The organism is Streptosporangium sp. LJ11 (assembly GCF_051918945.1).
GTDB lineage: Bacteria > Actinomycetota > Actinomycetes > Streptosporangiales > Streptosporangiaceae > Streptosporangium.
In genome coordinates, this window is record NZ_JBPXMB010000015.1 from 175994 (window position 1) to 191372 (window position 15379).

At 69.2% G+C, this 15379-nt stretch carries 13 protein-coding genes; 4 read left to right on the forward strand and 9 right to left on the reverse strand.

From position 1 onward, the window contains the following. Positions 1 to 6: 6 nt before the first annotated feature. The 9 genes from ACTOQ3_RS22960 to dnaA all read right to left on the reverse strand — a co-directional run bounded on the left by ACTOQ3_RS22960 (position 7) and on the right by dnaA (position 12971). Complete coding sequence (locus ACTOQ3_RS22960; RefSeq protein ID WP_440085404.1) at positions 7 to 687, reverse strand: DUF3566 domain-containing protein; 681 nt, start codon at positions 685 to 687, stop codon at positions 7 to 9. A 182-nt stretch (positions 688 to 869) separates the two neighbouring features. Further along, positions 870 to 3419 (reverse strand): DNA gyrase subunit A, encoded by a 2550-nt coding sequence (gyrA, locus tag ACTOQ3_RS22965; RefSeq protein ID WP_440085405.1) that lies wholly within the window; start codon positions 3417 to 3419, stop codon positions 870 to 872. A gap of 31 nt (positions 3420 to 3450) precedes the next feature. Continuing rightward, positions 3451 to 5403 (reverse strand): DNA topoisomerase (ATP-hydrolyzing) subunit B, encoded by a 1953-nt coding sequence (gyrB, locus tag ACTOQ3_RS22970; RefSeq protein ID WP_440085406.1) that lies wholly within the window; start codon positions 5401 to 5403, stop codon positions 3451 to 3453. A gap of 298 nt (positions 5404 to 5701) precedes the next feature. Beyond that, positions 5702 to 6394: a DUF721 domain-containing protein gene (locus ACTOQ3_RS22975; RefSeq protein ID WP_440085407.1), complete on the reverse strand. Its 693-nt coding sequence runs from the start codon at positions 6392 to 6394 to the stop codon at positions 5702 to 5704. Beyond that, positions 6384 to 7565 (reverse strand): DNA replication/repair protein RecF, encoded by a 1182-nt coding sequence (gene recF, locus ACTOQ3_RS22980; protein WP_440085408.1) that lies wholly within the window; start codon positions 7563 to 7565, stop codon positions 6384 to 6386. The genes ACTOQ3_RS22975 and recF overlap by 11 nt, the downstream gene beginning before the upstream one ends. Positions 7566 to 7668: 103 nt before the next feature. Then, on the reverse strand, positions 7669 to 8613 hold the full coding sequence (gene gnd / locus ACTOQ3_RS22985; RefSeq protein ID WP_440085409.1) for a phosphogluconate dehydrogenase (NAD(+)-dependent, decarboxylating): 945 nt from the start codon (positions 8611 to 8613) through the stop codon (positions 7669 to 7671). 31 nt (positions 8614 to 8644) lie between these two features. Then, complete coding sequence (locus ACTOQ3_RS22990; protein ID WP_440085410.1) at positions 8645 to 9475, reverse strand: 3-keto-5-aminohexanoate cleavage protein; 831 nt, start codon at positions 9473 to 9475, stop codon at positions 8645 to 8647. 38 nt (positions 9476 to 9513) lie between these two features. Then, a complete protein-coding gene (gene dnaN / locus ACTOQ3_RS22995) occupies positions 9514 to 10653 on the reverse strand; it encodes a DNA polymerase III subunit beta (protein WP_440070683.1) in 1140 nt (379 codons plus the stop codon). A 575-nt stretch (positions 10654 to 11228) separates the two neighbouring features. Continuing rightward, positions 11229 to 12971, reverse strand: coding sequence for a chromosomal replication initiator protein DnaA (gene dnaA, locus ACTOQ3_RS23000; RefSeq protein ID WP_440085411.1), 1743 nt, complete (start codon positions 12969 to 12971; stop codon positions 11229 to 11231). Positions 12972 to 13502: 531 nt separating this feature from the next. Here dnaA and rpmH point away from each other — a divergent pair. The 4 genes from rpmH (at position 13503) to yidC (ending at position 15354) form a co-directional block, all read left to right on the forward strand. Next, a complete protein-coding gene (rpmH, locus tag ACTOQ3_RS23005) occupies positions 13503 to 13640 on the forward strand; it encodes a 50S ribosomal protein L34 (RefSeq protein ID WP_329088117.1) in 138 nt (45 codons plus the stop codon). A gap of 109 nt (positions 13641 to 13749) precedes the next feature. Beyond that, a complete protein-coding gene (rnpA, locus tag ACTOQ3_RS23010) occupies positions 13750 to 14124 on the forward strand; it encodes a ribonuclease P protein component (protein WP_440085412.1) in 375 nt (124 codons plus the stop codon). Then, positions 14121 to 14402: a membrane protein insertion efficiency factor YidD gene (gene yidD / locus ACTOQ3_RS23015; protein WP_440085413.1), complete on the forward strand. Its 282-nt coding sequence runs from the start codon at positions 14121 to 14123 to the stop codon at positions 14400 to 14402. Before rnpA ends, yidD begins: the two co-directional genes overlap by 4 nt. Before the next feature lie 4 nt (positions 14403 to 14406). After that, a complete protein-coding gene (gene yidC, locus ACTOQ3_RS23020) occupies positions 14407 to 15354 on the forward strand; it encodes a membrane protein insertase YidC (protein ID WP_440085414.1) in 948 nt (315 codons plus the stop codon). The last annotated feature ends 25 nt before the right edge of the window (positions 15355 to 15379 follow it).

The window sequence follows — 15379 nt, forward strand, 5'->3', positions numbered from 1 at the left end:
GGCCGGCTACTCGGCCTCGCTGAAGGTGACCTCCACGCCGCCGACCAGGTCGGAGGCGACGTTGTAGATCACCGCACCGAGGGTGGCGAGGGCGGTGATCAGCACGACGTTCACCGCGCCGATCAGGGCGGTGTAGCCGAGGATGCGGACCGGCTCGAACCAGGAGGCGATGTCGACGCCGCTGGTGGCCTTGCCGTCGGCCGTCGTCAGCTGGGTGACCGTCTGGATGATGTTCTCGAAGACCCCGAGGCCGGACAGCACCATGTAGAGCACCGCGACCGCGATGAACAGCACCACGAAGCAGACCAGCGACACGACGAAGCTGAACTTCATCGCCGACCACGGCTCGACCCTGCGCAGCACCAGATGCGCCTTGCGGGGCGACCTGGGGCCGCCGACTTCCGGGGCCTTCTTGCCGGACGCCTCAGGGGCCTGGGGCGACGACAGGCTGCCGGGCGACCACGGGGCGCGGTTGTTCTGCTGTCCGGCCGGGGAACGGCCCTGCTGTCCCCCGGGCGGCGGCGCGGGCGGGGCGACAGGGGAACGACCCTGCTGCCCTCCCTGCGGAGGTGAATTCTGCGGCGGAGGCGGCGTGGGCGACTGCAGCGATGGCGCCGAGGGTGGTGGGGATCCGCTTGGACGGATCCGCACCGTGGTGTCGGCCTGCTTGCCGTCCTCTGTCGTCACTTTTTTCCTGCCCTTGCGATCGTCGGATACCGATTCATCGGTTTCCGGCGCGGGCGCGCTACCGTTAACCGGTGACGAGGCCGCCTCGACGTCCTTCGTTCCAGCGGTCTTGTCCATCTTCTCCGTCGCCTGATCGCGTGTCGACGAGGTGGCGGGGCGCGATCTCGGTTTGCCCTGAGCACTCACGGATTCTCCCCTTCCCCGTTCTCGCCGGTCTCCACCTGCGACTCGGCATCTTCCTCGGTCGCCAGGTTCTCCCCGGCCTCCAGCGCCTCCGCATTACGGGCCAGCGCCACGACGCTGTCCCCCTCCGCCAGATTCATCAGCCGAACCCCCATCGTCTGGCGGCCAGACTGCTTGATCTCCCCGGCACTCGTCCGGATAACCCCTCCGGCGGACGTGATCGCGAAAACCTCGTCCTCGGGTCTGACCATGACCGCGCCAACCAGCTTGCCACGAGCGCTGACGATCTTGGCGGTCAGGACTCCCTTTCCGCCCCTTCCCTGAAGAGGGTACTGATCCACGGGAGTGCGCTTGGCGTATCCACCCTCGGTCGCGATGAGCACGTTGTCGCCGTCGGCGATCCGGTTCATCGCCAGGAGCTCGTCACCGTCGAGGAAACGCATGCCGATCACACCGCTGGTCGCCCTGCCCATCGGACGCATGGCCTCGTCGGAGGCCGTGAAGCGGATGGACTGGGCGCCACGCGAGACGAGGAGGAGGTCGTCGTCCTCCGACACCAGCCTGGCGGCGATCACCTCGTCATCTTCTCGCAAATTGATCGCGATGAGACCACCCGTGCGCGGCGAGTCGTACTCGGAAAGGCGCGTCTTCTTCACCAGGCCGCTGCGGGTGGCCAGCACGAGGTACGGGGCGACCTCGTAGTCGCGCAGGTCGAGGACCTCCATCACGACCTCGTCCGGCTGCATGGCCAGCAGGTTCGCCAGGTGCTGCCCGCGCGCGTCGCGGCCGGAGTCGGGCAGCTCGTACGCCTTGACCCGGTAGACGCGGCCCTTGTTCGTGAAGAACAGCAGCCAGTGGTGCGTCGTGGTGACGAAGAAGTGGTCGACGATGTCGTCCTGGCGCAGCTGCGCGCCCCGCACGCCCTTGCCGCCGCGCTTCTGCGCCCGGTAAAGATCCGTGTTGGTTCGCTTGGCGTAGCCGCCGCGGGTGATCGTGACGACCATGTCCTCCTCGGCGAGGAGGTCCTCGATCGACATGTCGCCCTCGTAGGCGATGATCTCGGTCTTGCGCTCGTCGCCGTAGCGCGCGGTGAGCTCGGAGAGCTCGTCCTGGACGATCGTGCGCTGCCGCTCGGGCGAGGCGAGGATCGTCTGGTACTCGGTGATCTGCGCCATCAGCGAGTCGTGCTCGTCGGTGATCTGCTGGCGCTCCAGGGCGGCCAGCTTGCGCAGCTGCATGTCGAGGATGGCCTGCGCCTGGATCTCGTCGATCTCCAGCAGCGTCATCAGGCCGCCCTGCGCCGCGGACGCCGAGGGCGACTGGCGGATCAGGGCGATGACCTCGTCCATCCGCTCCAGGGCCTTGAGCAGCGCGCGCAGGATGTGCGCCCGCTCCTCGGCCTTGCGCAGCAGGTATCGGGTCCTGCGGACCACGACCTCGATCTGGTGCGCCACGTAGTGGCGGACGAACTGGTCGAGCCTGAGCGTCCTCGGCACGCCGTCGACCAGGGCCAGCATGTTGGCGCCGAAGGTGGTCTGCAGCTGGGTGTGCTTGAAGAGGTTGTTCAGCACGACCTTGGCGACCGCGTCGCGCTTGAGCACGATCACCAGGCGCTGGCCGACGCGCGAGGAGCTCTCGTCGCGGACGTCGGCGATGCCGCTGATCCTGCCGTCCTTGACCGCCTCGGCGATGGTCAGCGCGAGGTTGTCCGGGTTGACCTGGTACGGGAGCTCGGTGACGACCAGGCACTGGCGGCCCTTGGCGTCCTCCTCGACCTCGACGATCGCCCGCATGGTGATCGAGCCGCGCCCGGTGCGGTACGCGTCGTCGATGCCGCGGCGGCCGACGATCAGCGCGCCGGTGGGGAAGTCGGGCCCCTTGATCCGGGAGATCAGCGCCTCGAGGAGCTCCTCGTCGTCGGCGTCGGGGTTCTGCAGGCACCAGGCGATGCCGCCGGCCACCTCCCGCAGGTTGTGCGGCGGGATGTTGGTGGCCATGCCGACCGCGATGCCCGCCGCCCCGTTGACCAGCAGGTTGGGGAAGCGCGAGGGCAGGACGAGGGGCTCCTGGGAGCGCCCGTCGTAGTTGGGGACGAGATCGACGGTGTCCTTGTCGATGTCGCGCAGCATCTCCATCGCGATGGGCGCGAGCTTGCACTCGGTGTAGCGCATCGCCGCCGGCGGGTCGTTGCCCGGCGAGCCGAAGTTGCCCTGCCCGTCGACCAGCGTGTAGCGCAGCGACCAGGGCTGGGCCATCCGCACCACGGTGGCGTAGATCGACGTGTCGCCGTGCGGGTGGTAGGAGCCCATGACGTCGCCGACGACGCGGGAGCACTTGAAGTAGCCGCGGTCGGGCCGGTAGCCGCCGTCGTACATGGCGTACAGCACGCGGCGGTGCACCGGCTTGAGGCCGTCACGGACGTCCGGCAGCGCGCGCGAGACGATGACCGACATCGCGTAGTCCATGTAGCTGCGCTGCATCTCGGACTGGATGTCGACCGGCTCGACGCGGTCGGTCGGAGGGCCGGGCGGAGTGTTGACTTCCGTCACAGGTCAAGATCCTTTTCTGGTACGGCTACCGCTACACGTCGAGGAAACGGACGTCCCTGGCGTTCCTGATGATGAAGGAACGGCGGGCTTCGACGTCCTCACCCATGAGCACGCTGAACAGCTCGTCGGCCTGGGCCGCGTCGTCGAGGGTGACCTGGAGGAGAAGGCGGGTGTCGGGGTTCATGGTCGTGTCCCAGAGCTGGTTGGCGTTCATCTCGCCCAGTCCCTTGAAGCGCTGCACGTTGTCGCGCGGCCGGGGGTCGGGCTTGCCCGCGTCGATGCCGGCCTGGATGACCACGTCACGCTCGCGGTCGGAGTAGGCGTAGGAGGCGTCCTCGCCCTTCCGGTCCCACTTGATCTTGTACAGGGGCGGCTGGGAGAGGTAGACGTGCCCGGCCTCGATCAGGGGACGCATGAAACGGAACAGCAGGGTCAGCAGCAGCGTGGTGATGTGCTGGCCGTCGACGTCGGCGTCCGCCATCAGGATGAGCTTGTGGTAGCGGAGCTTGGCGATGTCGAACTCGTCGTGCACGCCCGTGCCCATGGCGGTGATCAGCGCCTGGACCTCGTTGTTCTGCAGGACCTTGTCGATCCGGGCCTTCTCGACGTTGAGGATCTTGCCTCGGATCGGGAGGATCGCCTGGAACTTGGAGTCGCGGCCGCCCTTGGCGGAGCCGCCCGCCGAGTCACCCTCGACGATGTACAGCTCGCACTTCTCCGGGTCGCTCCACTGGCAGTCGGCCAGCTTGCCCGGTAGCCCCGAGCCCGACTCCAGCAGCGACTTGCGCCGGGTCAGGTCGCGGGCCTGGCGGGCCGCGAGGCGGGCGCGGGAGGCCTGCAGGGACTTCGTGATGATGTCCTTGGCCTCGCCGGGGTTGCGCTCGAACCAGTCGCGCAGGTGGTCGTTGCAGGCCTTCTGGACGAACGACTTGGCCTCGGTGTTGCCCAGCTTGGTCTTGGTCTGGCCCTCGAACTGCGGGTCGGTCAGCTTCACCGAGATGATCGCGGTGAGGCCCTCGCGGATGTCCTCTCCGGCGAGGTTGTCGTCCTTGCCCTCCTTGAGGAACTTCTGCTCGCGCGCGTAGCGGTTGACGATGGACGTCAGCGCCGCGCGGAAGCCCTCCTCGTGGGTGCCGCCCTCGGCCGTGTTGATCGTGTTGGCGAAGGTGTAGACGGACTCGCTGTAGGAGTTGTTCCACTGCATCGCGATCTCGACGGCGATGCCCTCGCCCTGCTCCTCGAAGTCGATCACCGAGAGGTGGGCCGGCTCCTTCTTGGAGTTGAGGTGCTTGACGAAGTCGGACAGGCCGCCCTCGTAGTGGAAGGTGGCCTCCCTGGGCTCGCCCTCGTCGCCCTCGGCGAAGTCGGGGCGCTCGTCCCTGATGGAGATCGTCAGGCCCTTGTTGAGGAAGGCCATCTCCTGGAAGCGGCGCGCGAGGGTCTCGAAGTGCCAGGTCGTGGTCTCGAAGATGGTCTCGTCGGCCCAGAAGGTGATCGAGGTGCCGGTCTCGTCGGTCTTCTCGCCCTTGGCCAGCGGGGCGGTGGGCCTGGACTCGACGTAACTCTGGCGCCAGTGGTGTCCCTCGGTGCGGATCTCCACGTCGAGCTTGCTGGACAGCGCGTTGACGACGGAGACGCCCACGCCGTGCAGGCCGCCGGAGACCGCGTACGACTTGTCGTCGAACTTGCCGCCCGCGTGCAGCACGGTCAGGACGACCTCGACCGCGGGACGGTTCTCGCCGGGGACGTTCCCGACGGGGATGCCACGGCCGTTGTCGACGACCCGCACGCCGTTGTCGGCGAGCAGGGTGACCTCGATCCGGTCGGCGTGTCCCGCCAGCGCCTCGTCGACGGAGTTGTCCACGACCTCGTAGACGAGGTGGTGCAGACCGCGCTCGCCGGTGGAGCCGATGTACATGCCGGGGCGCTTACGGACCGCCTCGAGCCCTTCGAGAACGGTGATTGAGCTAGCGTCGTAGGACAAGTGCGAAATCCTCCTGCCGCGGACACGCGGCAGGGAGACAACATGTAGCCCCGCCGTGCCCGTCACCGTCGTGAATGCCCCGATGCGTTCACCCAGGGGAACCGGCATGCGCGCCGGGGGTGACACGCAAACGGACGTGTCCGGAATTCGATTTCATTCTAGCGGCTCAGAGCACATCATGTGGCATTGACGGCCTCTGGAATGGCCTGTCGCGCGACGATCATCGCCTTGAACATCCCCCTACGGGGACGGGGTCCGCCGCGCCAGAAGGGCCACTGATCCGTTTTCGGGCTTCGGATCAGCCGTACGTGTCGCCCGGGCCGCGACTTCCGGTGACGCGCAGGCCGCCGCTGGAGCGGGGACCGTTCTGCGGCCCACGAACTTTTACCTTTTGCACTGTTCCGTCCCCGAGTTCCTCATTCAATCGCCTGACGAGCGTCCTCGCCAGCAAACGCACCTGGGTGGCCCAGGCGGTGGAGTCGGCGACCACCACGACCTCGCCCTCGGCGAAGGTCTCCGGCTTGGTGTGGGCCGCCATGTCGGCACCGACGATCTCGTGCCAGCGACCGAAAACCCCGCCGATCGCGGCGGGCTGCTCCCAGCCGCGGTCGGACAGCAGGTCGGCGATGGCCCTGCCGAAGAGCTGGGGGTCACCGGAGTCCCTGCGCGCCCCCGACGCCCTGCGCCGCGGCTCGCGGCGGGGGAGCTGCCCCCGTCTGGCGGCGTCCGACTTGGCCTGGGCCAGCTTCTCCCTGGCCAGCGCGGCCCCCTTGGCGGCCGCGCTCCTCGCCGATCCGGCGGCCACTCCGTCCACCCCCGTACCGCCGGTACCGCCCGGCGCGGGTGCCGCCCCGGACGGCCCGCTCGGCGCGGCCTCCCGGCCCTCGCCGCCCCGCTCCTGACCACCTCGCGCGGCGCCGCGCCGTCCCGGCTCCGGGGCCCGCGGTCCTGGCACCGGGCCGCCCGCACCCTCTCCATCGTCATCGGACACGGGCCACGCCCCCCTCGGTCACGTCGAAACGGCTCCCGGCCAGCTCCCCCGGCACGTCGTCGGGGACCGCGGCGGTGATCAGCACCTGCTCCGCGGGGGCGACCATCTCGGCCAGGCGGCGCCTGCGCCTGTTGTCCAGCTCGGCGAAGACGTCGTCCAGGATCAGGACCGGGTCGCCGCCGTCGGCCCTGAGCAGGTCGTAGGCGGCCAGCCTGAGCGCCAGCGCGAACGACCACGACTCGCCGTGGCTGGCGTAGCCGCGCGCCGGCAGCTCGCCCAGACCGAGGAACAGGTCGTCGCGGTGCGGGCCGACGAGGGTGACGCCGCGTTCGAGCTCGGTGGCGCGGACCTCCAGCAGGCAGGCCCGCAGCCGCTCCGCCAGCTCGGCGCGATCGGTCCCGGCGTCCGGGGGCAGGGTGCCGCGGTACTCCAGCCCCGCGGGGGCGGAGTCGGGCGCGAGCGAGGCGTACGAGGCGGCGACCAGCGGGCGCAGCGTCTCGACCAGCTCCAGCCTGGCCGCGAGCAGCTCGGCGCCGTGCGTCGCCAGGTGGGCGTCCCAGACCTCCAGGGTGCTGAGCGGGTCTCCCGCCCCGGCCTCGGCGAACGCGGCGTCGCTCTCGGCCCGCCGCGCGCTCCGGCTCCGTCCGGAGCCCCGCCGGGCCTGCGCGGCGGTGCGCAGCAGGGCGCCGCGCTGCTTGAGCACCCGGTCGTAGTCGGCGCGCACCCCCGCGAACCTGGGCGTCCTGGCCACCAGGAGGTCGTCGAGGAACCGGCGCCGCTCGGAGGGGTCGCCCTTGACCATCGCGAGGTCCTCGGGGGCGAACAGGACCGTGCGCAGCAGGCCGACGACGTCGCGGGGGCGGGAGACGGGCGAGCGGTTCAGCCTGGCCCGGTTGGCCCTGCCCGGGTTGATCTCCAGCTCGATCAGCGCGCGCCGGTCGTCGCGCACCACCGACGAGCGGACGATCGCCCGCGCCGCGCCCTGCCGGACCAGCGGCCCGTCGTTGGCGACCCGGTGGCTGGCCTGCGTCGCCACGTATCCCAGCGCCTCGACCAGGTTGGTCTTTCCCATGCCGTTGGGCCCGACGAAGGCCGTGACCCCCGGCTCCATGCCGAGGTCGACGGTTTCGTAGGACCGGAAGTCGGTCAGGGAGAGATGGGCGACATGCACCCCAGGAAGATTAGTCGGCCCCGCCCGTCACCGGGGCACCCCGCGTCCGTACGGCTCGCGCCCTGTGGAAAAGGTATGGCGCGAGCCGCGAGGGGACGGCGGGTCAGCCGGCCGTCTCGACCGGGGGGGTGACGTCGGCGCCGGGAGAGTCGGCGCCCTTCTCGGCCGCGCCCGCCTTGGAGGTGACCGCGTGGCCGCCGAACTGGTTGCGCAGGGCCGCGACGACCTTCATGGCCGGCGAGTCGTCCTGGCGGGAGGCGAACCTGGCGTACAGGGCGGCGGTGATGACCGGCAGCGGGACCGCGTGCTCGACGGCGGCCTGCACCGCCCAGCGGCCCTCGCCCGAGTCCTGCGCGTAGCCCTCCAGCTCCGCCAGGGACGGGTCCTCGTCGAGCGCGCGGACCATCAGGTCGAGCAGCCAGGAGCGGATGACCGTGCCCTGCCGCCAGCTCTTGAAGGAGCCGGCCACGTCGGTCACGATGTCGGAGGCCTCGAGCAGCTCCCAGCCCTCGGCGAAGGCCTGCATCATGCCGTACTCGATGCCGTTGTGGACCATCTTGGCGAAGTGGCCGGCGCCGACCGTGCCGGCGTGCACGAAACCGTCCTCGCCCTCGGGCTTGAGGGTCTCGAAGATCGGCATCACCCGCTCGACGTCGGCCTTCTCTCCGCCGACCATGAGCGCGTAGCCGTTCTGCAGCCCCCAGACACCGCCGCTCACGCCGCAGTCGACGAAGCCGACACCCTTGGCGGCGAGCTCGGCGCCGTGCTTCCGGTCGTCGACGTAGTGCGAGTTGCCGCCGTCGACGAGGATGTCGCCGGGCGACAGCAGGCCGCCGAGCGCCTCGACCGTGGCCCGGGTCGGGTCGCCGGAGGGCACCATGACCCACACGGTGCGCGGCGCCTGGAGCCGCTCCACCAGCTCCTCGAGGCCGGAGACGTCGCTGACCGCGGGATCGCGGTCGTACCCGATGACGTCGTGGCCGCCGCGGCGCAGGCGCTCAGCCATGTTGCCGCCCATCTTGCCCAGCCCGACCATGCCGATCTGCATACGAGACCCCCTTCAGGGTTTCATCATTCACCTACGCCAGACGTGCCCGCGCAAGCCTTACCAACTCGGCGTTCCCGCCGACGGGGTCACCCACAGGGCTGTGGAGGACGTCCTCCAGGCCGATGCGCGTGGCGAGTCCAGACTGCCCCGCCTCGTCCAGGAGAATCCAGGCGGGGTCCCCTTCACCGTGAAGCAGTCGCGGACCGGGGACGCCCAGCTCGGCGAGGCGGTCCAGAACGGCGCGTGCCCGGGAGACGGCGGTTTCCGCGGGGCCGCCGAGGATCTCGACGAGCACCCGCACACAGTCCAGGCCGGTCGCGGCGAGCGCGTCGGCGTCGTCCACCGACCAGACCCCGGCCTCCACCCCCACCCCGAGCCGTCGCAGATCATGCCACAGGGCGTCGAAGCCGGGTTCGGAGAGGTTCACCGAGGCGAAGTCCGGCAGCTCGCCGGGGGCGAGCGCGGCCCAGCCGCGGACGGCGTCGCGCCGCGCGCCCACATCCCCGCCGGTTATCCACAGCCCGGTGCTCACCCCCACGGGGAGGCCGGGGCAGGCCTCGCGCACGGCGCGTACGGCCGCCCCGATGTGGGCGGCGCTGAGCGACTCGCTGCCCGCCTCGTCGCGCGGATGCAGGTGGACGGCGTCCGCACCCGCCCCACGCGCCTCACGGGCCGCCTCAGCGAGCTCCAGGGGGGTCAGGGGGAGGGCCGGGTGGTCGCCGGGCCTCCTGGCGCCGTTCAGGCACGCCTTGAGCCACGTCGCCTCCTCCCGCCGCCCCGCCGTCCCATCGCGCGTCTCCGCGCCCGCGCCCGCCGCCGTTCCCGGCGCGGGATCACTTCCGGGACCCGTCGGGGGATTCACCGGGTGATCCCCCGCGCCGGGCCGTCGCGGGGCCTCCATCAGCTGGACAGGCGGATGGGCATGATCAGGTAGCGGTAGTCGGGAACACCGCCGTCGTCCGCGGGCTTGCCGCCGGTGAGGATGGCGGGCTTGGTGGACGTGGTCATCTGCAGGCGGGCCACGTCGGAGTCGATCGCGCCGAGCCCCTCCAGCAGGAACTGGTGGTTGAAGGCGATGTTGATGTCGTCGCCCTCGAAGTCGACGGGGAGCACCTCGACCGCCTGCGCCTCGTCGCCGCTGCCCGCCTCCAGGACGACCTCGTCGCCGCGGAAGGCGAGCCGTACGGGCGTGTTGCGCTCGGCGACCAGGGCCACGCGCTTGACGGCCTCGACGAAGGCGGCCGTCGGCAGCTCCGCGCGGGCGGAGAACTCCGTCGGCAGCAGCGAGCGGTACTTGGGGAACTCGGGGTCGAGCAGCCGGGTGGTGGTGCGGCGCCCCGCGCTGGAGAAGCCGATCATGCCCTCGCCGGTGCCGCCCGCGGAGCTCATCGCGATCTCGACCTCGGCGCCGGTCCCGCCCAGGGCCTTGGCCGTGTCGGCGAGAGTCCTGCCCGGGATCATCGCGATCGCCGAGAAGTCGGGCTGGCCCGGCTGCCACTTCAGCTCCCGTACGGCGAGGCGGTAGCGGTCGGTCGCCGCGAGCGTGACCGTGTCGCCCTCGATCTCCACGCGAACGCCGGTGAGCATCGGCAGGGTGTCGTCCTTGCCCGCGGCCACCGCGACCTGGCCGACGGCCGAGGCGAACACGTCGCTGCCCACCCGGCCGGCGGCGGGGGGCATGGTCGGCAGGGAGGGGTAGTCCTCCACAGGCATGGTCAGGAGTGTGAACCGGGCGCTGCCACAGGTGACGACCGCCTTGGCTCCCTCCACCACGAAATCCACAGGCTGCGCGGGGAGCGCCCTGGTGATCTCGGCGAGGAGCCTGCCGGAGACGAGCACCACGCCCGCCTCGCCCGTCTGCAGTTCGAGGGTCACCTCGGCGGAGACCTCGTAGTCGAAGCCCGAGAGCTTGAGCTGCCCGTTCTCCGTGACCTCAAGACGCATGCCGGCCAGCACCGGCACGGAGGGACGCGCCGGCAGGCTGCGCGCCGTCCATGCGACCGCCTCAGCGAGCACGTCTCGGTCGACCCGGAACATCACGTGGATCCGCCTCCTGTGTGTCGAGCGCCATCCGCTCGGTGCCTGGGGTTCAAGTGTTCACTGTCGCGCACCTGCGCTCCCTCGGAACCCCTCTTATGGCTCTTGGGTTTCCTAGTTAGAGATACAAGTGGCCTTCGTATTAGGGGCTGTGGATACTGTGGAAAGCCATTGTTTCCGCAGGTCAAGTGCTGTTTTTTCATCCACCGGGGCTGTGGGTGGAGACTGTGGACAACTCTTGGGGCTGGGGAGAACCTCGGAGTACACACAGGCCGTCCCCAGATTCGGTGCCCTCTGTCCCCAAGTTTTCCACGAGGTTTCCCCAGGTTATCCACGGGGTAGGAGGTCGTTTTGTCCTTGTGGAAAACTCTCCCCACAGGACGTCCCCAGGTTATCCACGAGTTGTCCCCAGGTTGTCCCCAAGTTCTCCCCAGGGTTGTCCACATGCGCCGAACAACGTTCGGACCAGCGGGTTTCCGGATGATCATGGTTCGACGCCCCGGAGCCTCCCCGGCCCCCACGAACCGTTGATCCACAAGGTTTTCCACAGCCTGTGCATCACGGGGTGAAAAACCTCATCATCCATTGCGGGACTGCTGCTTGATCCGGGTCGTCAGCTCGTTGACCTGGTTGTAGATCGAACGGCGCTCGGCCATCAGGGAGCGGATCTTCCGGTCGGCGTGCATGACCGTGGTGTGGTCGCGGCCGCCGAACTGCTGGCCGATCTTCGGCAGCGACATGTCGGTCAGCTCCCGGCACAGGTACATGGCGATCTGGCGGGCGGTCACCAGCACCCGTGAGCGCGACCCGCCGCACAGGTCGTCGATCGACAGCCCGAAGTAGGCGGCGGTGGACGCCATGATCGTGGCGACCGTTATCTCCGATCCCGCGTCCTCGGTGATCAGGTCCTTGAGCACGACCTCGGTGAGCTGCAGGTCCACCGACTGCCGGTTCAGGCTCGCGAACGCGGTCACCCTGATCAGGGCGCCCTCCAGCTCGCGGATGTTGGTCGAGATGCGGCTGGCGATGTACTCCAGCACCTCGGGCGGCGCGGCCAAACCCTCCTGGATCGCCTTCTTGCGCAGGATCGCGATCCGGGTCTCCAGCTCGGGCGGCTGGACGTCGGTGATCAGACCCCACTCGAACCGGTTGCGCAGCCGGTCCTCCAGCGTGACCAGCTGTTTCGGCGCCCGGTCGCTGGAGATGACGATCTGCTTGTTGGAGTTGTGCAGCGTGTTGAAGGTGTGGAAGAACTCCTCCTGCGTCTGCTCCTTGCCCTCCAGGAACTGGATGTCGTCCACCAGCAGGATGTCCACGGCCCGGTAGCGACCCCGGAAGTTGTCGGCCTTGTGGTCGCGGATGGAGTTGATGAAGTCGTTGGTGAACTCCTCCGAGCTCACGTATCTCACCCGCGCGCCGTCGTACAGGCTCTGGGCGTAGTGGCCGATCGCGTGCAGCAGGTGGGTCTTGCCCAGGCCCGAGTCACCGTAGATGAACAGGGGGTTGTACGCCTTGGCCGGGGCCTCGGCCACCGCGACCGCCGCCGCGTGCGCGAACCGGTTGCTGGAGCCGATCACGAAGGTGTCGAAGGTGTACTTCGGGTTCAGCCGGGCCGGCTCCCCCTGCGTCCGGCTCCCGCGGCCGTCCCACCTGTTCTGCACGCCACCGGCGCCGCCCGCGGCGGGCACGGGGGGCGCGCCGCGGTCGAACGAGTCGGGCTCGGACCGCGGCGGTGGCGGCTGCGGGGTGTAGCCGCGGCCGTATCCGGGACTCTGCTCTCCCTGCGCGGGCGTCTGCGAGGGCTCCGCGGACAGGTACGGCTGGGGAGACTCCTCGCCCTGCTGGTACGGGTAGGAGAACGGCTGTGCCTGTGGATAGTCGGTGGACGGCTGCGCGGGCTGGTTGCCCCCCGGATAGGGGTGCTGGAGCCCGGAACCCCCGTGGTGCTGGGGCGGAGCGGGCTGTGCATAACCCTGCCGGTCCCCGCCGGCCTGTGCATAACCCGGCGGCTGGGCCTGGGGATAAGCGTCCTGGCGGGGGGTGAGTCCGGACTCGGGGCCCGCGGCGCTGGGGTCGACCATGACCGCAACCCGCATCGGGCGGCCGAACTCCTGGGAGAGCGCCTGGCTGATGAGCGGACGAAGCTTGTTCTCCAGGACATCTCTGGCGAAATCCGTGGGTGCGGCGAGCACCACGGTGTCGTTCATGAGACCGAAGGGCCGGGTCATGTTGAGCCAGACCCGCTGCTGGGACGGGACGTTCTCGTTCAGGGAGTTCTCAAGAGCCCTCGCCCAGACCGCGCTGAGGTCCGTTCCGTCCATGGTCCGGCTCCCCTCCTCCCGACGCGGCCCCGCTGGCCCACCGCGATCTGTTTATCCACAATGGTGGCCGCCGGGCGCACCGGATCTCGTCGTTGTCCACATGCCGGGAGTCCCGTGGCCCCGTCGTGGGCGCCATACGAAATCCACATCGAATCCACAGGCTGTGCACAGCCCGTTACCTGCGGTCCGACGCGTCCTCGCAGCGGAGAGAGGGTCTGGAAGGGCCGACAGTAGCCCTGTCCACAGCTGTGTACAAGACGTTGTCCACAGCCTAGTGGCGTACGGGAGGGACGGAGCGCACATCCTGTGGACGGCGAGGCGCCGGTGGATAACGTGCCTGTGGAAACGTGGATAACCTGTGTGTGCGTGCTTCAGAACACTCTCCGGTTTGACCTGGGACACGCCTGACCCGTAACGTACGACGGTCGGCTTGCCACGCGGCGGCTATTTCGCATGCCCCGCATCCGGCAAGCCAGCCACTGTCGAGCGTCCCCATGTGCTGGGGATGCGTCTTGAGCCTGGAGCCCACTCGTGAGCAAGCGTACTTTCCAGCCGAACAACCGCCGTCGTGCGAAGACCCACGGCTTCCGGCTCCGCATGCGCACCCGCGCCGGCCGCGCCATCCTTGCCGCTCGCCGTCGCAAGGGCCGCGCCGAGATCTCCGCCTGACGCATCCGTTGCGCCCGGTTCGCCGGGCCTAGGCAGTAGCGCCCGTCGCCCGCCGGCATCGCTGCCGGCGGGCGACGGGCGTACCTGCCCAGGGTCACCAAGATCTCTCGTGCTGCCGTCCGGGTCCCGCATGCGCCGGGGCGACGAGTTCGCCGGCGCGATCAGAAGGGGAAGCCGAGCAGGCCGCCCCACCCTGGTCGCGCACCTTGGCATGCGCTCTGACAGGGATGCTCCCCCCCTGGTCGGATTCGTGGTGAGTCGTGCCGTAGGAGGCGCGGTCATCAGAAATCGGGTTAAACGTCAGTTGAGACACCTCATGCGAGACCGTCTCGACCGGCTTCCGAGAGGTAGCCTGCTGGTGGTACGCGCCAATCCACCGGCCGCGTCCGCGCGAAGCGAGCGCATCGCCGCCGAACTCGACGTCGCGCTGGATCGTTTACTCAGGCGGCTGGAGCCCCCTGGGGCTCGCATGGATGGGCGATGATGACGGCGCAGCAGACCGCTGGAATTTCTCCGGCTGCCAGGATCCTGATGGCTCCGATCCGGTTCTACCGGGCCTTCGTGAGTCCTCTGCTGGGTCCCCGTTGCCGCTTCCACCCCTCGTGCAGTGCCTACGGCCTCGAGGCCGTGGCCGTTCACGGCGCGCTGCGCGGCACATGGTTGACGATCCGGAGAATCGGGCGTTGCCACCCATTCCATCCCGGAGGCTTTGACCCGGTGCCCTCGCGCCCGGGCCGGTCCGACGAAACGCAAGGGAGCTAGCTCGGTGGAGCTGTCCTGGCTGAACTGGCTTTACACAGCCGTCGCCCATGTAATCACCTGGATTCACCAGGGCTACAGCACCTTCATCCCGAAGGACAACGGGCTCAACTGGGCGCTGACCATCATCACGCTCACCGTGCTGATGCGGCTGCTGATCTTCCCGCTCTTCCTCAAGCAGATGCGCTCGTCGAAGAAGATGCAGGAGCTGGCGCCGAAGGTCCAGGAGATCCGTAAGCGCTACAAGAACGACAAGCAGCGCATGAACCAGGAGGTCATGGCGCTGTACCAGGGGCAGGGGGCCAACCCGCTGGGTGGCTGCCTCCCGATCCTGGCGCAGTTCCCGATCTTCATCTCGATGTTCACCGTGCTGCAGGCCATGGCCGCGGGCCAGGCCAAGTTCGGGATGTCGCAGGACCTCGTCAACAGCGCCCGGGCCGCGCACATCTTCGGCGCCCCGATTCCCGCGACGTTCTTCACGAGCTCGGCCGACATCCTCAAGCTGGACGCCGACCCGATCGTCACCAAGGTCGTGCTGGCCATCTTCGTGGCGGTCAGCTCGCTGACGACCTTCCTCACCGTCCGGCAGAGCGTGACCCGCTCGATCGCCCAGATGCCGGACAACCCGATGGCGCAGCAGCAGAAGATCCTGATGTACGTCTCGCCGCTGTTCGCGATCTTCTCGCTGAACTTCCCCCTCGGCCTGATCCTCTACTGGGTCACCACGAACGTCTGGACCCTCGGCCAGCAGCACTGGTTCTACAGCCGTAACCCCTCCCCGGTGGTCGACGCCAAGGGCAACGTCACGACTCCCGAGCCCAAGCCGAGCCTGCTGAGCAAGGTCAAGAAGACCGCCCCCGAGCCTGAGGCGCCGCCCGTGCCGGAGGCCAAGGTGATCCGACAGCAGCCCACCCGCCAGCCCCGCAGCAAGCGGACCGGTAGCAAGAAGTCCTGACGTCTCATCCCGACAGCACGAAGGA